Source organism: Actibacterium ureilyticum (assembly GCF_002285435.1).
Classification (GTDB): Bacteria; Pseudomonadota; Alphaproteobacteria; order Rhodobacterales; family Rhodobacteraceae; genus Actibacterium_C; species Actibacterium_C ureilyticum.
In genome coordinates this window covers 158,239-175,389 of the sequence record NZ_NSBT01000020.1, presented here as the reverse complement: position 1 = coordinate 175,389, position 17,151 = coordinate 158,239, and the positions used below count along the sequence as shown (strand labels likewise).

Genomic DNA, 17,151 nt, shown 5'->3' with positions numbered 1-17,151 from the left:
AGGATGTCGGGGAAATTGTCAGCGGTCAGTCGACGCGCGATGGCCGCGCGGATCGTCCCCCTTCGGTCGCACCATCTGTCGGTCGCCAAAGAAAGCGGCGATAGCACCCGCCCTTCAGGCGGGTGCTGGCCGTCCTTATTCAGCCTTATAGGCGTCGACAATGGCCTTGCCCTGATCGCCGGTCGTCTCGAGCCATTCGGCGGTCATCACTCCCCCGATCTCGACAAGCTTGGCGCTCACGGCCTCTGTCGGGGCACCCACTGTCATACCGTTGCCCGCAAGCGTGTCTATAAACCCGCCAGCGAGCGAGGCGGCTTTTTCCGTGCCACGGGTCTGGGCCTTTTGCGCTTCGTCCGTCACACAGGTTTGGACGTTTTCAGGGAGGCCATCGAAAGCATCTTTGTTCACGAAGACAGTGTTGCGCGGCAGCCATGCCTTCACATCATAGAAATTCGTCATGTCCTCCCAAACACTTTCATCGACCCCGGTGGACCCGGACGAGATCATCGACGACACAACGCCGGTGGCAAGCGCCTGTTTCAGATCGGCGGCTTCGATCTGGGTCGGCACCATGCCCGCCAGTTCCGCGACACGCGCGGTGATCGCATTATAGGCGCGGAATTTCACCCCTTTCATGTCGTCGGGACTGGCCACGGGTTTCGAAAAGTAAAGCCCCTGCGGCGGCCAAGGCACGGAATAGAGCAGCGTCAGGTTCTGATCCGCCAGAACGCCGGACAGCGTCGGTGCCGCCGCATCACGAAGCGTGTCGGACGCTTCGAACGAAGTGGCAAGGAACGGCACGGAATCATAGGCGAAAACCGCGTTCTCGTTCGCATGCGCCGACAGCAGACGCTCGCCGATCTGCGCTTCGCCCAGTTGCACCGCGCGTTTAATCTCTCCCCCTTTGAAAAGCGAACCACCGGCATGGATGACGATCTCGAGCTCGCCGCCAGAGCATGCCTTTACGGCATCGGCAAATTCCTGAGCATTCTCGGTATGATAGTTCGACGCCGGATAGGCCATCGGCATATCCCAGGTCTCTGCCGTGGCGGCGCCACAGATCAGCGTCGAGGCGGCAACAGCTGCGCTAAGCTTTGTTTTCATGATGGTCCTCTCTGTTTGATTTTCGGCATATCGTTGTTTGCTTGCCGACTTTTGGCTTCCCCATGGCGACACGTTGACAGATGAAACGCCGATTGAGAATGAACGGAATGCAGGGTTCGGCATGATTATTTGTCATGAGGGTTACACATTCCGCCCGATTTTCAATCATATCTCACTCAGGAAGCGGAACAGGCGCACGTTCGGGATACACATCGCCAGGGCCGGGATTCCCGGCCGCTGAGGCTCCGCCCAAATGGGCCATGATTCCCCAAACCGCGTTCAAAGCGGTCTGCACGGCCCCTTCCACCCAGGCTGGTGTCCAGCTGATGCCATCCCCCGCCAGGAAGATGCCCTTCTCGCGATCATTGAACCCCTGCTGCATGAAATGTCCGTAAATCCGGTGATTATAGCGATAGTGCCCGGGCAACGCGCCCTTGAACGCCCCCAGAAAGTTCTGGTCCGCCTCCCAGCTGACACAGATCGGCGCGCCCCTGATATGAGCGGCGATATCCACATCCGGATAGATTTTCCGCAGCGCGTTCAGGGCAAGCTCGACGCGCTTTTCATCGGACAGCGGCAGAACCTTCAGGGCATCTGTCATCCACGCATAGCTCAGGCAGATCACGCCCGGCTGATCATCGCCGTTGTCGAACAGATACGTGCCACGCGTCAGCCGGTCCGTCAGCGTCATCGACAGGGCCGGTCGATTGGTGCGCGAATCGATGTCTTTCCAGAAGGGCCGGTCGACCATCACGAATGTCTTCGACGATTGCATGTATCGCGTCCGGTCCAATGCCATCCAGATCTTCTGGTCGAACAGCTCCTCTTCGACGTCGATCGCCGTCGTCAACAGATGAGACTGACACGTCGCCAGCACCGCAGCATAGTCATCTTCGTTGCCCCACTGATCGCGCACCCGGATCAGGTCGCCGGCACGGGAAAGCGCCGTCGCCCGGCTGCGCGTTGCGCCCGCGTTCAGGGACTCCAGCGTGGTGCCCTCGGGCCAGTGGGTGCAGTTGACGGCCAGGCGCCACAGCTTGTGCAGGACCTGCTCGACCCCGCCCACCACAAACCTTTGGGCATCGTCCAGACCCAACAGGTTCACCCGCAGGATCTCTAGCATGGAATTGGGAAAATCACTGTCCCAGCCGCCAGTACCGAACCCCACCTGGCCGAAGATTTCGCGGTGATGGAAATCGAGGGCCTGAAACGCACGCGAATGAGCCACGAAGTCATAGAACGTGCGCTCGTCCCAGGTCGCGACCAATGGATCCCAAAGCGCCTTGATCCGCGCGACGTCCTTGTCGCGCACCGCCGCCTGTAACTCGGCGAAATCGGCCTGTTCAGCCAGGGCCTGATCGTAAGCCCGGGCAATGTCGCGATAGATGGGTGGCAAATCCTCTGGCGCACGCGCGAAATGGCTGCGTCCTTCCAGATCGATGACCGTCGAGCCCGCCGCCGGGGTCAGCGGGTTCGGAAACGGCTTTGTCTGGCATCCCGTCAGATCAAGATAGTGATAAAAGCCGCGCGACGAGATCGGAAAGCGCATGCCCCCCAGCTCTGCGACGATACCGTCACTGCCTTCGAAGGTCTGGGAACGCAGGCGCCCGCCAAACTGTGCGGATTCGTACAGGACAGGGCGCAGACCAAGCTTCATCAGCTCGAACCCCGCGATGACGCCTGCGGCGCCGGCCCCGATCACGGCGACCGGCGTGCCATGCATCGCTTTGGGCACGGCCCCTGTGCCCGCCGGATGACTGATCCACGCCTGATAGTCGAAGGGAAAATCGGGTCCGAATGCCGTAAGCTGTGTCATGAAGCCTCCTGAGATGAGAGCTTAACCGCCCCGTTGAAAGACGAAACCTATAAGCAGGGCGGCAAGAGCGAATATCACCCCTGCAAAGCGCAGGTTCCAAACATGCGCCACACGCGATGCCGGCACGTCGCAGTACCGCGCGACGATCAGGTTCATCGCGCTGATCGGATTGACACAGATCGCAAGCGCCCACCCGATACAAAGCGTGAGCCCCAGCGCCAGCGGATGCGATTGCCCCAGAGCCGTGGGTCCCAGCACCTGGGCGGTCAGAACCACCATGATGCTGTTGGGCAGATAAAGCGCGGCGGCCAGAGGAATTGCGAAAAGGCACAGAAGAAGGGTGGGCAAGCTGGCAAAACCGCCATTCGACAGCATCGGCCACAGCGGACTGGACTGAATGGCAAGCGAAAGCACCGCACCGATGATGTTGGCCGACAGGAATAACGCACTTTCCGACCGTAAATCCGCCAGACCGGCCAGAGCGCCCCTCAACCGATGGGCATAGCCCACCCCGCAGGCAGGTTCGAACGCCAGCCAGACCATCGCAAACACGGGCAGCACCACGATGGCCGACAGCGTAAAGCTTAGCGAAAGAACCCTGTGCAGCGAAATCGTAAGCACAAGCAAAAGCGCGCTGACCCCAAGCACTTTGAACAGCGCCGTTTGCGCGCGTAACTCGGCCCCACGCGGTGTGTTGTCGGACAGGCGGGCCTCTTTCGGCAATAAGGGCCACACGCCCGACAGAACCACGACAACCGTGGTGAATGCAAATGCGACGGCAACAAGCTGAAGCGGCTCGATCGCGGGCACACCGGCCGTGACGATGGCAAAGCCCAGCGACATGGGGGACCAGATCGTAACCAGAGCGGCGCCGCGCATCGCCGCGACGACCATCGCGCGCCGCGCCGGGTCATGACGCCCGTCAGGTCCGTCCGCTGGCTGCGTCACATCCCCGATCATCGCGATGATCCCAATATTGAAGACCAGCGCCATGAACTGCGCTCCTGCCAGAACCCCGCCATATCGGTATCCGGAACGGAAAGACAGAAGATGTTCCGCCGCTTGGCGGGTCACGACGGCGCGCTTCACAGGCTGGCGCAACAACCCCAGGACCATCATCAATCCCGCAAACCCGGTGCCCTGTACCAATGCGGTCATCAGGCGAAGCGCGACCTGGGGTGCTGCCAGCATTGCAAGGGCCGCGCAAATTGCGGCCAGACCGGCAAAGCGGCGCGCCAGCGGAATAAGCCGGGGCCATTGCAGCACGATCCAGATCACCGCCAATACGGCCGCCAGCGCGCTGAGCGTCGGATTGTCGAAAACCGCGCCCGCGATCAGCAGCAGTATAAGCGCAACCTGCAAAAGCACCCCGGGCGCCAGACCGCCAAGGGAGAGAGGCAATGCCCGGGGCCTCATGTAGGCCATTCAAGCATGTCACAGGCCTTGGCCAGTCGCGCCATCGCCGCGTCCAGCTCGGCCTGAGCGGTGGCATAGGACACACGGAAATAGGGCGACACTCCAAAGGCCGCACCGGGCACGACCGCCACATGTGCCGTTTCGAGCACCCAGGAACAGAAATCGCGATCCGTCCGCAGAACGGCGCCTTCGGGGGTACTGGCTCCCAAAATGGCCTCGCAGCTGGCAAAGGTATAGAACGCCCCCTCGGGCGTGCGGCACGAAAGCCCCGGGATCTTGTTGAGCGACGAGACGACGAAGTCGCGCCGGGTCTGAAAACAGGCGCGGCGCTCTGCCAGAATGTCCTGCGGTCCGGTCAGCGCCGCGACCGCCGCCGCCTGCGCGATGGAACAGGGGTTCGATGTCGACTGGCTTTGGACAACGGTCATCGCGGCAATCAACGCGGCCGGTCCGGCCCCGTATCCAATCCGCCAGCCGGTCATGGCATAGGCTTTCGACACCCCGTTCACGATCAGTGTGCGCTGGCGAATGTCGGGACAAAGCCCCGCCGGGCTTTCCGCCCGAAACCCGTCATAGACGATGTGTTCGTAAATCTCGTCCGACAGAAGCCAGATATCGGGATGGCGTTTCAGTACATCCAAGATCGCCAAAAGTTCTTCACGACCATAGGCCGCACCGGTCGGGTTTGACGGTGAATTCAGCATCAGCCACCGCGTGCGTGGCGTGATCGCGGCATCAAGCTGCTCGGGCGTGATCCTGAAACCATTCGAGGCGGTGCAGGCGACCGTCACCGGCACACCGCCGCAGATATCCACCATCGCGGAATAGGTCGTCCAATAAGGTGCCGGAATGACGACCTCGTCACCGGGGTTGAGGGTCGCCATGAAGGCGTTGAAAATGACCTGCTTTGCCCCGGCCGTTGCGATCACCTGATCCGGCGCGAAGTTCAGACCATTCTCGCGCCGGAATTTTTCGATGATCGCGGCCTTCATTTCGGCGGTGCCGGCCAGCGGGGTATAGGTCGTCTGTCCGTCAAGCGCCGCGCGGTGTGCTGCCTCGATCACGTGGGGTGGCGTTGGAAAATCCGGCTCTCCGGCGCCCAGAACGATGACGCGATGCCCCTGCTCTGCCAGCGCGGACGCGCGTGCCCCGATGGCCAGGATTTCCGAGACCTTCTGCGAGGCAAGCCGGTCCGCGCGGCGGAATTGGGTTTGTGACGGGTGCGACATGCGAACCTCAGACGATCTGATTCACAATGGTGCTCTCGCCCGCCCAAAGACGGTCGAGATTCCGGTTCAAAAGACTAAGCACATTGCGCTCGTACAGGCGCGTTTCACCCGCGGCATGCGGGGTCAGCACAACATTCTGCATCCTCCAGATCGGGCTGTCGGCGGGCAGCGGCTCGGTCGCGGTCACATCCAGGCCGGCACCTGCGATCCGGTTGTCGCGCAACGCCTGGACCAGAGCGCCTTCGTCCACGCAGGCGCCACGCGCCACGTTGATGAACAGCGCCGTCCTTTTCAATTGGGCCAGGGCTTTGGCATCGATGATGTTGCGTGTTTCGTCGGTCAGCGGACAACTCAGCACCAGCACGTCGGCGCGCGGCAGAACCGAATGAAGATCCTTGAACGAATGCACCTCGTCGGCCGCCCCCTTGCCCTTTGCCGGGTCTCGGCGGACACCGATCACGGTCATGTCGAACGCTTGGGCCAGCTTGGCGATCCGGTCGCCGATCCCGCCGGTGCCGACGATCACCATGGTTTTGCCGGGCAGTTCGTCCTCGCGCTGCATTGGATCGGTCTGCTCGGCCCGCCAGAACGCCGCATGCTGATTGTCGCGCGCGAAAGCCAGACGCCGTGTCAGCGACAGAAGCAACCCGATCGCGTGTTCGGACACGGCGTTCCTGTTCACGCCCTGCCCCGATGCCAGCCGGATACCGTGTCCTTGCAATGCGTTGGTGTCGTATTGGTTGGTACCCGAACTGACCGACTGAATATATCGAAGCTTCGGGGCATGTTTCAAAAGATCGTTCTTCCACAGGCCGGAAACGACCAGCACATCCGCCTCGGGCAGGGCACTTTCCAGATCGGCGTAGTTGCTGACTTGCATCGTGTTGATCCCGTGCGCCGTGGCGTCGAAGATCCGCTTCATGTCATAGGCGCCATGAGCAAAGAGGATCCTCAGATCATCCGCCGGTGGCAGTGCGGTTCCAATGGGGGTTTGATGCGTCATGTGCGGTCTCCGTCAAAAAGCATGGGGGATCGGACCACGCGCGGCGTGGCCAAGTGCGGCAAGGGTGGAAAATGGCGGCCCGGCTGTCAGCGAAAGCGGTCAGGCCGAAAGGGAGTGATGTCGAGCGGGGGCGGCCTTTCGGCAACAAGGTCGGCAATAAGTTCGGCCGTCATCGGTGCCGCGTTCAACCCGACATGGCCATGACCGAACGCGTAAAACACATGCGCGTTCTTTCGGGCGCGTCCGATGACAGGCAGCCCATCCGGGGTCGACGGGCGGTTGCCCTGCCAGCGGCGCGCCGCAATTCCTGCGCCTGTCACCGGAACGTCCGGAAAGCAAAAGCGCAGCTTTTCACCCAGCAGATCGGCGCGCTTCCAGTTCGGGGCCGCCTTTGCCGACGCGAATTCAACCTGGCCCGCGACGCGCAAACCGCCCGCTGTCTGGACAATGGCAACCTTCAGGTCCTGGGGCATGACCGGAATTTTCAGATCAAGCGGTGTGCCGGCAAATTCCACGTGATAGCCCCGCTCGGATTCAAGCGGAATTCGGTCGCCGAAGGGCCTGGAAAAAGCGGTGGAGTGTATCCCGGCGGCGACCACGACCGTATCACAGGCGACCGTTCCCGCATCCGTTTCCACGCCGACCACCGCATCGGCGGATGTGACGATGCGCCTGGCCCGCGCGTTCTGCCAAGAAGCCCCCTTGGACAGGCAATGGCGCGCGACCGCGTCCACATAGCCCCCCGGGTTCAGACAATGCTGTCCCTCGGTCAACAGGATCCCAAAGCCATAGCGCGCGGCCAGACCTGGTACCAGCGCGCGCAGCTCGGCGTCTTCGACCTCGCGGGTTTTGACACCGCACTGCGCCCGCAACTGCCAGGCGAGCCGATCAGCCGCGAATGCCTTTCTGTCCGAATAAAGATAAAGAAGCCCCGTGTCCTGGATCAGTTGCCGCACCCCCGCCCGCGCGGCCAGCTGGCTGTGACGGACCGGCGATTGAGACAGCAGCGAAGACAAGGCCCGCGCCGTTCTGGCAACGCGCGCCTTGCTTCGGCCCGCCATCAGAAACCGGACCAGCCACGGCATAAGACGCGGCAAGAACGCCCAGCGGATCGTCAGCGGGCCGCCCTGATCAAAAAGATAGCCGGGCACCTGACGCCAAAGGCCGGGCATCGACATCGGGATGACCGAAGCCGGGCTGATAAAGGCACCGTTGCCATAGCTCGCGGACTGCTCTCCGCCAAATGCGCCAGGTTCGATCAGTGTGACCTTGTGGCCCTGTCTCAACAGCGCCTCGGCGATGGCTACACCAATGATTCCCCCACCGATCACGGCGACCTGGCGGTCTTTCGTCGCAACATGGCGCATGATCTTACCTCATGGTTCAAAGCGCAGCCTTGGGTGAACACGCCCGGCGCGGCTCTGCAATTCCCTTGATCAACGGGAGTGTGTTGTTGATAAATTGGAGTTTGTCAGAGACCGCTGAACAGACGAACTGTCAAAAACCTCAGACCTGAATGACTTTTTATCATAGGCTCTCGCGATGCGACGCTTCACCCCTTCCCTCACGGCGCTGCTCGCATTCGAAGCCGCGGCCCGGCACATGAACTTTACCAAGGCGGCCGAGGATTTGTCCGTCACGCAAAGCGGGATCAGCCGTCAGATCAGCAATCTTGAAGCCCTGCTGGGGGTGAAACTGTTCGAACGCGTCGGCTCGCGGCTCATCCTGACTGAAATCGCCAAATCCTATCTCAACGAGATCTCAAGCGGGCTTGACCAGATCGAACAGGCATCCGTGAATTGCGTCAGGGGCCAGTCTTTGGAAGCCGCGCTGATGATCTGCGCCCATCCCACGCTGGCGTCCCGCTGGCTGACACCCCGGCTTCATGATTTCCTGAAGGACCGCCCCGAGACCATCCTCGACTTCGTCACCACGACCAAGAATATCGATTTCACCGAAACGCGGATCGACGCCGCCATCCTGCGCGGACGCGGCGCGTGGACGGCAACACGCTCGCAGGAGCTGTTTCGCGAAGAGCTTGTCGTTGTTGGCGCACCGCATGCATGGCAGGGCTATATCCCGGACCAGGAGCTGGATTTCGATACATTGCCCACGCTTCAGAATGCCAGCCGCCCCGATCTGTGGCTGACCTGGCTGCATGGCGCCGGGCTGGGGCACAAGGGCGCCATTCGCGGCCCAAGGTTCCCCCATAGCGAGCTGTTGATATCAGCCGCCAAAAGCGGGCTGGGGCTGGCGGTTGTTCCGCTGCTTTATGTCGAAACCGAACTTGCGAATAACGAACTGGTCCTTCCCTTTGGCGGTCCGGTGCCAACCGCGGACAGCTATTGGCTGGTACAACCCGAGCAGCGCGCTGAAATGCCCGCGGCACATGAATTCGCTTTGTGGGTCAAGGACCGGGCACGGCGCTTTCGCCTGAATGCTGCAAAGCTGCGAGGGGGCAATTCATGATTTTGCCGCCTTTCAGATCAAGCCCGGCATCCGCCATCTGCTCCTGTACCGGCTGATGCGGCAGTTTCCGCGCGATCCGGACGGGACCTTTGCCCTTGCCTATGTGCAGGAATGGCTGAACTGGGAAAACACCCTGCCGGTATCGCGCACGCTGCCATTGCGGCCTGGCCGCTTTGCCCAGACGCCGCTTTACGAGGTGCTGACGACCCCGCAATCGCGAGGCGCGGGGCAGCTTTGGCCCCAAGACATGAATCTGGCGATGCGGGCCGGGCGCGGGCGACGTTACTGTGCCACCAAGCTGACGGCGCGGCCATGCACGCGGGTTTTCTGCCTATTCGTCAACAATATGCCCAACCCGCGGGCCGCTGGCGTGCAGATCCGATCTGGATGAGCCAACGCGCTTTGCCTTGGTCAAAGCCTCGGCCGCGCGCTTCGAAGCGGGAACAACCGGGTTCCGGTGCAGCTGAGGCACCTCGACGCTGAGCACGATATCGTCCGGCAGCGCGGTCAGAAGTGCATCGAAATCGAAATCCCCGTCGCCGGGCATTTGCCGGTTCTCGCGCGCTGTCGCGATCAGGGCGTCATACCTTTGGTCGAACACACCCGGCGCGTCGCAAAGCTGTGCATAGTGGATCCATTCGTCCTGCAGCGCCGCAATATCCGCAAATGGGCTGTCGGATCGCTGCACATGCAGCGCATCCACCAGAACACCGGCGGCGGAATGGTTCACCGCAGCGACGATGCGTGCGGCATCACCGACAGTTGCCACATTGGTCCAGGGCATGAATTCGAGGTCGGCGGTCATGCCGTGGCCCTGTGCCAGTTCGCAAAACGCACCGTAATTGTCGATCATGCGGTTTTCGTCGGGGTCGTAACCGGCGGTAAGGATATTGGTCGCTCCCAGCCGCGCGCCGGTCTCAAGAAACGCCAGCGTGCCTTCGACGTCGAAATCAGGGGTGATCCTGATGATCTCGATATCGGCAAGCGTGACGCCGGTGTCACGTAGGGCGGCAAGGGTCGCGCGCTGCAGCGCCCGGTCGGTCAGGATCGGATAGGGGCCGTCCGTGCCCGACGGCAGCAGGCGCAGACCGACGCAATCGAAACCCGCCCTTGCCGCGACCTCCACCGCGCGGGGCGGTGGAAGCTCGGACACGGTCAGAAAGGCCAAGGAATACCGATACCCCATCGCTTAGCCAAGCGGTGAAAACGGCAGCGGAACGGCAAGGGTCGAGACCATGTCGGCCGAAAGCCATGCTGGCCCGCCCTTTGGCGGCCAGACACCATCGGCCACGGTCCTGGCCCGCAATTCGGCCCGGTGATTGGCGCTGTCATAAGGCCAGATCTGCGTGAAGCGGGTCAGGCCGTCCAGCGAATACATGGCGATGGAACAGGGTGAATATTCCTCGCGCGGGGGCAGCGCCTCGGCCCATTTCTCGATCGTGGGGGCCATGCCGTTCAGCTTGGGTCGATAAGTGCGGATTTCATAGACCTTGCCATATTCGCCGGGCGTCACCGGCAAAGAGAACTCCAGTGGAATATAGCTGTCGGCGGTCCAGCCGCGCAGATGCTCCATACAGCCGAACGGGTTGTCGGAAAGACGGGTGCGTTTGCGCTCGGCGATCAGTTCGTCGGCATCGGCGTATTGGCGCAGCAGGATGATATCATTCAACGTGCCGATATCGGGGGCCCAAGCGCCCAACAGGGTCCCCCGGGCCTGGGGTGCGGCAAGCCAGCTTTGCAGCGCGGGCGCGATCTTGGGCGTCGCGAAAAGCTCGGTGTTGAGCGTGGTGATGTCAAACAGTGGCATGAGGGCCTCCTTCGATGTTCGGGGATGTTGCGTCGGGGCCCATGCGCCCGGCGGCGGTATGGGCGGCGATGTAGCCAAAGGTCATGGCCGGGCCCAGCGTGATGCCGCCGCTTGGGTAATGCCCGGCAAAGATCGAGCTCATGTCATTGCCCGCCGCGAACAGTCCGGGGATAGGTGCCCGGCTGGCATCCAGCACACGGGCATATTCATCCGTGGCGAGGCCGGCGAATGTCCCCAAGCTGCCCGGCACGATCCGAACCGCGTGAAACGGCGCCGAGGTGAGCGGGCCAAGCGCCGGGTTCGGGCGGTGCTCGGGGTCGCCCTGAACCTTGTTGTAGCGCGACTCGCCACGCCCGAACTCGGGGTCCTTGCCCTGGATGGCATGTGCATTGAAACGGCTGACCGTCTGTTCCAGCGTGGCCGCGTCCAGCCCGCATTCCGTCGCCAGCGCGGCAAGGCTGCCCGCGGATTTGAGGTAGCCCTTGCGCTGATAGGGCCGCAGCGGGAAGGGAAAGCAGCGCGACCAGCCAAGACCCCAGCGCCGCTGCGCCTTGTGATCGGCGATCAGCCAGCAATGGATGTCCGACGTATCGGCCGAGACATCGAACAGTCTGCGCATGAACGCGTGATAGCTGTCGGCCTCGTTGGTGAAGCGTTCGCCGCGCCCGGTGACAGCGATGATGCCGGGTTTCGCGCGTTCGATCAGATGCGGAAAGTGCGCCATTGTGCCATCGCCCTGCGGAACCCTGGAAACCGGCGCCCAGGCGCCGCCATTGGCAAGGTCCGTCTCGACGCTCGCACCGGCGGCCTTGCCGATCTTCAGCCCGTCGCCGGTATTGCCCGAGGGCGCGGCAGAATAATGCGCCGTGCCGGTTTCGGGACCGAACAGATGCCGTTGAAGGGCGGCGTCATGGGGAAATCCACCGGCGGCCAGAACGACCCCGGCACGCGCGTTCAGCCGCGCCCCCGTTTCCAGGGTAACGCCGGTGATGCGGTCGCGTTCAATCGTCACCATGCGCACGGGACAGTCGGTGAACAGCGCCACGTCACGGTCAAGCGCCGCGCGCAGCAACCGCGCCACAAGGGCGTTGCCGTTGGCCAGCTGCATGCCGCGCCGGTGCGCCACAAGATCCCATGCGTGTTTTCCCAAACGGCTCAGCACATGCAGCCCCGACTGAACCCGGCGCGTTGCGTTGAAGAAATGGCGCAGGTCGGCGCCCGCGGCGATGCCAAGTCCGCCGATGGATATGACCCCAAGCGGCGGACGCAGTTTGGTGATCCAGCGGCCAAGCCCGCGCCCGTCATAAGGTGCGGCACAAAGCGAGCGCCCGCCGCCGACCGATCCGGGAAGATCGACGAAATCCGGCACCGCGTTGCCGTCGATCCATTCCAAAGCAGTCCGGTCACGGAAAAAGCGCACCATCTCGGGACCGGTCTTCAGAAACATGTCGATCCGCGGGTCCCGCGCCCGGTTGCCCATGACGCTTTCGAGATAGCGCAAAGGCGCCTCGACCGGCTCTTCGATCCCGGCCTCGATGGCCAGCGGATTGCGCGGGATCCACAGCCAGCCGCCGGACCAGGCGGTGGTCCCGCCCAGCACCGGCTCTTTTTCAAGCACCGCAACGCGCAGCCCCAGATGGGCCGCCGTCACCGCTGCCGACAGCCCACCGGCACCGGACCCCACAACGATCAAATCATAGCTGTCCCCGTCCTGCGGAGCAGCATCCGGCATGGTCGCGTGGGTCACGCCCCTTTCCGTCCTTCGCTGCGGTCGGCGTACCAGGCATTGAAGCTGCGTCCGGCATGGCTTGCCTGGGAGAGTTCAAGCGCCGCCTCCTGCAGGTCGGGCAGGCAGGCAAGCAGCCGCTCTGGTGTGGCGCGCGCCGAAGGCCCCGCAATCGAGACCGTGCCGATGGGCAGGTCGGTTTCGGGGTGACGGATCACCACGGCGATGGCCGCCATGCCCAGCATGAAGCTGTTGGCGTTCATGGCATAGCCTTTCTTGCGGACGCCGCTGATCACGGCAAGCAGATCGGTGATGGTTTGCGGGGCCGAAACGCCCGCGCCATCGGGCTTTTCCAACCCCTGCTTCACGACCGCCTCAACCGCGTCGTTATCGGCCATCGCGGCAAGCCAGGCCTGACCGCCCGAAGCGGTTGCCAGATGGACGATCTGGCCATGTTCGGCACCGGGATCATAGCGCAGACCAGAGGTCGCGCCCTGAGCCACCCCGACCCAGACCAGCTGCTGCCCATCCGAAAGCGCCATCCGGACCAGCTCGCCGGATTTGGCGGCAAGCGCGTCCAGAATGGGCTGGCTCAGGTCGGGTATGCCGGTGCGCGCAAGAAAGCTCAGACCAGCGGTCGCCAACTTCAGCGTCAGCCGATAGTCACCGTGATCCCGCGTCTGTTGGGCATAGCCCAGATTTTCCAGCTCTTTCAGCAGGCGATGCACACCAGAGACGGGCAGATCGAGGCCGCGCGCGATGTCCGAGATCTGAGCGCCTTCGGGAAATCTTGAAAGGTACGAAATAACCGACAAGCCCTTTTCCAGTGCACTGCTCATTGCGTGTCCTCCTGCATGCTTTCGCCAGACTATAGGTTGCAGAAATAAAAAATGGAAGAATTTTTAAAACTAGAAAGATTTTCTGTTTTATGAAAAGTTGGATGACAACGTGATTCGAAGTTCGGGGAGGAGTCTTTGGGCGCTGTGGCTTTTGAACAGATGTCTGCGCGCTATGACATCGTCGTCATGGGGGCGGGCGCGGCCGGTCTGTCGGCCGCGGTTTTCGGAGCCCTGACCGGCGCCAGGGTTCTACTGGTGGAGCGCACCGAATATGTCGGCGGCACCTCTGCCCTGTCCGGCGGCACGGTCTGGGCCCCCGGCACGGCCATCGGCAAAAGCGTCAACGCGGAAGACAGCCGCGTGGCTGTTGCGGCGTTTCTGGACAGCGTTGTCGGGAATCATGGCGATGCAGCCTTGCGTTCGGCCTTCCTGGATGCTGCGCCAGAGGTGATCGAGACCCTTGGCAAAATGACCCAGGTGGCCTTTCGCCCCTATCCCAAACACCCCGATTACGAATGGGATCACCCCAACCCGACCTTGAATGGCCGCGCGATCGAACCCGTTCCCTTCGACACCCGCGCGATGGGCAAACTGCGCGAACTCATCCGTCCGCCCATCCCCGAGTTCACGGTTCTGGGCGGCATGAATATCGACCGGGTGGATATCGGCCATTTGCTGAACCGCTATAAATCCTTTGGCTCTTTTGCGCATGTGGCGAAGATCGTCCTGCGCTATGCCCGCGACAGGGCGCTCTACGGGCGCCATACGCGGCTTGTGATGGGGGCGGCGCTTGTCGGGCGGCTGCTGGCCTCGGCAAATGATTGCGGGGTCGAGATCGTGCTGAACACCAGCGCGACCGGTATGGTTCCCAATGGCGACGGCGGCGTGGATCTGACCCTGGCCTGCGGCGGATCGACGAAGACCGTGCGCGGAAGCGGTGGCGTCATCCTGGCCTCCGGTGGATTTGGCCGCTCGGCAGAGCGCCGCGCGGCGCACCTGCCCGATGCCCTGCCAGCCGACAGCCCCTCGGCCCCCGGCCACACCGGCGAGATGCACGCGCTGGCCGACGCACTTGGCGCGGTCTATGGGCAGGGCAATGACCAGAACGCCTTCTGGGCGCCATGCTCGATCCGCACGCGTGGCGATGGCAGCAACGCGGTCTTTCCGCATTTCGTGCTGGACCGCGCGAAGCCCGGATCGGTCTGTGTCGACCGCCACGGCGCACGGTTCGTCAACGAGACCTGCTCTTATCACGCTTTCGGCAAGGCGATGCTGCAGGGGGGCGAGGCCACGCGGCATGCGTGGATCATCATGGATGCCCGGGCCATCGCGAAATACGGGCTTGGGATGGTGCGCCCGGGTGGCGACGACCTGCGACCCCATGTCAAGGATGGCTATCTGATCGCGGCGCGGTCGGTTGCGGAACTTGCCGCAAGAACCGGCACCGACCCGACGCTTTTGCAGGCCAGTCTGGACGAGATAAATGCAGCCGCGCAGGCGGGCCGGGACGACAGGTTCGGCCGGGGCAGCTCTGCCTATCAGCGCCATAATGGCGACGCCGCGGTCACGCCGAACCCGACATTAGGCACAATCGCCACACCCCCGTTTTACGCGGTTCGATTGCAGCCCGCGGACATCGGCACGGCCAAGGGGTTTGCCGCCACACCGAATGCAGAGCTGCTGCGGGCCGACGGCACGGTGATCGAGGGCGTCTATGCGGCGGGCAACGATCTGCACTCGATCATGGGCGGCACCTATCCCGGGCCGGGCATCACGCTGGGGCCAGCGCTGGTGTTCGGAGCCATCGCGGCACGCCACGCCGCAGCCCGCGCAAAAGACAACAAAGGACACTCTCATGCAGCTTAGCGGTGAAACCACGCTTTATCCCATCGTCGGGCATCCGATCGCACAGGTCCGTTCGCCGCGATTCCTGACCGAAATCTTCGACCGCCGCGGGATCAACGCCATTGTTCCGCCGGTGAACGTGCGGCCAGAGAACATCCACTCGACACTCGACGCGTTCCGCAAAATGGAAAATGTCGGCGGGATCGTGGTGACGCTGCCGCATAAGATCGACGCGCTGCAATCTTGCGACGTCGTATCAGAGCGCGCGAAATTCGTCGGCTCGGTCAATGTGATCCACAAGGACGCCGATGGCCGCTATATCGCCGATAACGTCGATGGCCTGGGCTATATGGACGGCGTCAAGGCGCTTGGCTTTGATGTCGCGGACAAGCGCGCCCTGCTGGTCGGCGTCGGCGGGGCGGGCAGCGCGGTTGCCTACGAGATTCTTGCGCGCGGGGCGGCGCATCTGAAAATCGCCGAGATCGACACCGCGCGCCGCGATGCGACGATTGCCGCGCTGGACGCCAGATATCCGGGCAAGGTCGGGATCGGTAGCGACGATCCGACCGGCGTCGATTTCATCGCGAATGTGACGCCCTGCGGCATGCGCGAAGGCGACCCCTTTCCAGCCGACCCCACGAAGATGAACGCCGATCAGTTCGTCGCGGATTCGATCACAAAACCCGCCGTGACACCGATGCTGCAGGCCGCGCGCAACCTTGGGTGCAGGACCATGGCCGGAGCAGGCATGTTCGATGCCGAAGCCGAAAGGCTTGTCGATTTTTTGCTGGGCGAGGGCTTGCCCGCACAGTGAGGATCGAAGCGGGCACCCGCTTCTTTGCAACCGGAGGAAACTCCACTGCCTGATTCAATGGGAGGAAACCATGAAAAAGACACTCATCGCACTGGCGCTCATGGCCAGCGGCGCGGCCACGCAGGCTGTTGCCGAATACCCCGAGAAGGAAATTCAGGGCATCATCCAGTGGGGGGCCGGCGGATCGACCGACACGGTCATGCGCTCTGTGACGCCGCATGCCGAGGCTGCATTGGGCGGCAAGATCGTTATGCAGAACATGACCGGTGCCGTGGGCGCGATTGCGTTGAACCACGTGGCGGGGGGCAAAGCCGATGGTTATACGCTGTTGATGGGCGCTGAAAACCCGCAGATGTAAAAGGTTCTGGGCCTGGGCGAGACCGACTACAACGATATGGTGCCGGTCCGGGTTCTGGCGCGTGGCGTGCCTGTCTTCGTGGCAGGTGCCGACGCGCCCTATGACACGATGAAAGAGTTCGTGGCCTTTGCCGAGGCCAACCCGGGCGAGGTACGCGTCGGTTCGACCGGGCCCGGCGGCCTAACCTCGATCGTGCTGGCGATGCTGACAAGCCAGGTCGATCTGGATTTGACCCGCGTGCCCTATGACGGTGACGGCCCTGCGCTTACCGCGTTGCAGGGCGGAGCGATCGACGTGATGCCGGTTGCGCTGGGTGCAGCGTTCGAAGGTGTGCGGGCCGGCCGCATGAAGGTCATCGGCCTGGTCGATGTCGTTGAAAATGATCTGGTGCCCGGCGTTTCGCCCATCACCGAAGCCTTTCCGGGGTTCGAAAGCTATCTGCCGTGGGGGCCGTTTTTTGGTGTCTTCGCGCCCGCTGGCACGCCCGACGATGTCGTGGCCAAGCTTTCTGCCGCCTTTGAAGCCGGTGCTCGGAACCCCGAGTTCGTCGAGCTGATGGAAGGCCGCGGTTTTTCGATTTCCAATATCGGCGGCGCCGAAGCGGTCGACTTCCTGACCAGTTACCGCTCGGTATCCAGCTGGCTTGTGCATGACGCGGGGTTCTCCAAGAAATCGCCCGAAGATTTCGGGATTTCGCGGCCGGGCCAATAGGCGCGCGTTGTAGG

16 protein-coding genes are annotated in these 17,151 nt (G+C 62.8%); 6 read left to right on the top strand and 10 right to left on the bottom strand.

All coding sequences use genetic code 11. The features are described from left to right. Nucleotides 1-135: 135 nt before the first annotated feature. The 6 genes from CLM60_RS05530 to CLM60_RS05505 form a co-directional block, all read right to left on the bottom strand. Entirely contained in the window at nt 136-1,227 is a 1,092-nt protein-coding gene (locus CLM60_RS05530) for a TRAP transporter substrate-binding protein (protein ID WP_342745105.1), read from the bottom strand. A 49-nt stretch (nt 1,228-1,276) separates the two neighbouring features. Further along, nucleotides 1,277-2,920: a flavin monoamine oxidase family protein gene (locus tag CLM60_RS05525; protein WP_095588163.1), complete on the bottom strand. Its 1,644-nt coding sequence runs from the start codon at nt 2,918-2,920 to the stop codon at nt 1,277-1,279. Nucleotides 2,921-2,941: 21 nt separating this feature from the next. Further along, nucleotides 2,942-4,321, bottom strand: a complete 1,380-nt coding sequence (locus CLM60_RS05520; protein ID WP_141246466.1) for a hypothetical protein — start codon at nt 4,319-4,321, stop codon at nt 2,942-2,944. 11 nt (nt 4,322-4,332) lie between these two features. Next, nucleotides 4,333-5,565 (bottom strand): pyridoxal phosphate-dependent aminotransferase, encoded by a 1,233-nt coding sequence (locus tag CLM60_RS05515; protein ID WP_095588161.1) that lies wholly within the window; start codon nt 5,563-5,565, stop codon nt 4,333-4,335. Between the two features lie 7 nt (nt 5,566-5,572). Next, entirely contained in the window at nt 5,573-6,568 is a 996-nt protein-coding gene (locus tag CLM60_RS05510; protein WP_095588160.1) for a D-2-hydroxyacid dehydrogenase, read from the bottom strand. An 86-nt stretch (nt 6,569-6,654) separates the two neighbouring features. Next, the gene (locus CLM60_RS05505; protein ID WP_095588159.1) at nt 6,655-7,935 is read right to left on the bottom strand and encodes an NAD(P)/FAD-dependent oxidoreductase; all 1,281 of its coding nucleotides are present in this window, start codon (nt 7,933-7,935) and stop codon (nt 6,655-6,657) included. Nucleotides 7,936-8,110: 175 nt separating this feature from the next. On the opposite strand from CLM60_RS05505, the gene CLM60_RS05500 reads away from it, so the two are divergent. Beyond that, nucleotides 8,111-9,037 carry a LysR substrate-binding domain-containing protein gene (locus CLM60_RS05500; RefSeq protein WP_095588158.1) on the top strand — a complete coding sequence of 309 codons (927 nt, stop codon included), beginning with the start codon at nt 8,111-8,113 and terminating at the stop codon, nt 9,035-9,037. Further along, nucleotides 9,006-9,428, top strand: coding sequence for a hypothetical protein (locus tag CLM60_RS05495; RefSeq protein WP_095588157.1), 423 nt, complete (start codon nt 9,006-9,008; stop codon nt 9,426-9,428). Before CLM60_RS05500 ends, CLM60_RS05495 begins: the two co-directional genes overlap by 32 nt. Here CLM60_RS05495 and CLM60_RS05490 read toward each other — a convergent pair. Genes CLM60_RS05490 through CLM60_RS05475 form a run of 4 tightly spaced genes read right to left on the bottom strand, consistent with a single transcriptional unit; the run spans nt 9,369 to nt 13,409 of the window. Beyond that, a complete protein-coding gene (locus tag CLM60_RS05490; RefSeq protein WP_095588156.1) occupies nt 9,369-10,223 on the bottom strand; it encodes a sugar phosphate isomerase/epimerase family protein in 855 nt (284 codons plus the stop codon). The genes CLM60_RS05495 and CLM60_RS05490 overlap by 60 nt on opposite strands. 3 nt (nt 10,224-10,226) lie before the next feature. Further along, nucleotides 10,227-10,844, bottom strand: a complete 618-nt coding sequence (locus tag CLM60_RS05485) for an NIPSNAP family protein (RefSeq protein WP_095588155.1) — start codon at nt 10,842-10,844, stop codon at nt 10,227-10,229. Further along, nucleotides 10,831-12,591: an FAD-dependent oxidoreductase gene (locus CLM60_RS05480; protein ID WP_245848239.1), complete on the bottom strand. Its 1,761-nt coding sequence runs from the start codon at nt 12,589-12,591 to the stop codon at nt 10,831-10,833. Before CLM60_RS05480 ends, CLM60_RS05485 begins: the two co-directional genes overlap by 14 nt. After that, the gene (locus tag CLM60_RS05475) at nt 12,588-13,409 is read right to left on the bottom strand and encodes an IclR family transcriptional regulator (protein ID WP_095588153.1); all 822 of its coding nucleotides are present in this window, start codon (nt 13,407-13,409) and stop codon (nt 12,588-12,590) included. The genes CLM60_RS05480 and CLM60_RS05475 overlap by 4 nt, the downstream gene beginning before the upstream one ends. A 159-nt stretch (nt 13,410-13,568) precedes the next feature. On the opposite strand from CLM60_RS05475, the gene CLM60_RS05470 reads away from it, so the two are divergent. The 4 genes from CLM60_RS05470 (at nt 13,569) to CLM60_RS05460 (ending at nt 17,137) form a co-directional block, all read left to right on the top strand. Continuing rightward, nucleotides 13,569-15,275, top strand: coding sequence for an FAD-dependent oxidoreductase (locus tag CLM60_RS05470; protein ID WP_095588240.1), 1,707 nt, complete (start codon nt 13,569-13,571; stop codon nt 15,273-15,275). Beyond that, nucleotides 15,265-16,068, top strand: coding sequence for a shikimate dehydrogenase family protein (locus CLM60_RS05465; RefSeq protein ID WP_095588152.1), 804 nt, complete (start codon nt 15,265-15,267; stop codon nt 16,066-16,068). The genes CLM60_RS05470 and CLM60_RS05465 overlap by 11 nt, the downstream gene beginning before the upstream one ends. Nucleotides 16,069-16,138: 70 nt before the next feature. Then, nucleotides 16,139-16,426, top strand: coding sequence for a hypothetical protein (locus tag CLM60_RS21375; RefSeq protein WP_342745104.1), 288 nt, complete (start codon nt 16,139-16,141; stop codon nt 16,424-16,426). A gap of 36 nt (nt 16,427-16,462) precedes the next feature. Next, a complete protein-coding gene (locus tag CLM60_RS05460; RefSeq protein ID WP_342745103.1) occupies nt 16,463-17,137 on the top strand; it encodes a tripartite tricarboxylate transporter substrate binding protein in 675 nt (224 codons plus the stop codon). The last annotated feature ends 14 nt before the right edge of the window (nt 17,138-17,151 follow it).

What these genes read in the sequence shown, in the direction of transcription:
- CLM60_RS05530 (WP_342745105.1), bottom strand. Translation starts at nt 1,227, where the DNA reads ATGCCGAACCCTGCATTCCGTTCATTCTCAATCGGCGTTTCATCTGTC.
- CLM60_RS05525 (WP_095588163.1), bottom strand. Translation starts at nt 2,920, where the DNA reads ATGACACAGCTTACGGCATTCGGACCCGATTTTCCCTTCGACTATCAG.
- CLM60_RS05515 (WP_095588161.1), bottom strand. Translation starts at nt 5,565, where the DNA reads ATGTCGCACCCGTCACAAACCCAATTCCGCCGCGCGGACCGGCTTGCC.
- CLM60_RS05510 (WP_095588160.1), bottom strand. Translation starts at nt 6,568, where the DNA reads ATGACGCATCAAACCCCCATTGGAACCGCACTGCCACCGGCGGATGAT.
- CLM60_RS05505 (WP_095588159.1), bottom strand. Translation starts at nt 7,935, where the DNA reads ATGCGCCATGTTGCGACGAAAGACCGCCAGGTCGCCGTGATCGGTGGG.
- CLM60_RS05500 (WP_095588158.1), top strand. Translation starts at nt 8,111, where the DNA reads ATGCGACGCTTCACCCCTTCCCTCACGGCGCTGCTCGCATTCGAAGCC.
- CLM60_RS05495 (WP_095588157.1), top strand. Translation starts at nt 9,006, where the DNA reads ATGCTGCAAAGCTGCGAGGGGGCAATTCATGATTTTGCCGCCTTTCAG.
- CLM60_RS05490 (WP_095588156.1), bottom strand. Translation starts at nt 10,223, where the DNA reads ATGGGGTATCGGTATTCCTTGGCCTTTCTGACCGTGTCCGAGCTTCCA.
- CLM60_RS05485 (WP_095588155.1), bottom strand. Translation starts at nt 10,844, where the DNA reads ATGCCACTGTTTGACATCACCACGCTCAACACCGAGCTTTTCGCGACG.
- CLM60_RS05475 (WP_095588153.1), bottom strand. Translation starts at nt 13,409, where the DNA reads ATGAGCAGTGCACTGGAAAAGGGCTTGTCGGTTATTTCGTACCTTTCA.
- CLM60_RS05470 (WP_095588240.1), top strand. Translation starts at nt 13,569, where the DNA reads ATGTCTGCGCGCTATGACATCGTCGTCATGGGGGCGGGCGCGGCCGGT.
- CLM60_RS05465 (WP_095588152.1), top strand. Translation starts at nt 15,265, where the DNA reads ATGCAGCTTAGCGGTGAAACCACGCTTTATCCCATCGTCGGGCATCCG.
- CLM60_RS21375 (WP_342745104.1), top strand. Translation starts at nt 16,139, where the DNA reads ATGAAAAAGACACTCATCGCACTGGCGCTCATGGCCAGCGGCGCGGCC.
- CLM60_RS05460 (WP_342745103.1), top strand. Translation starts at nt 16,463, where the DNA reads ATGGTGCCGGTCCGGGTTCTGGCGCGTGGCGTGCCTGTCTTCGTGGCA.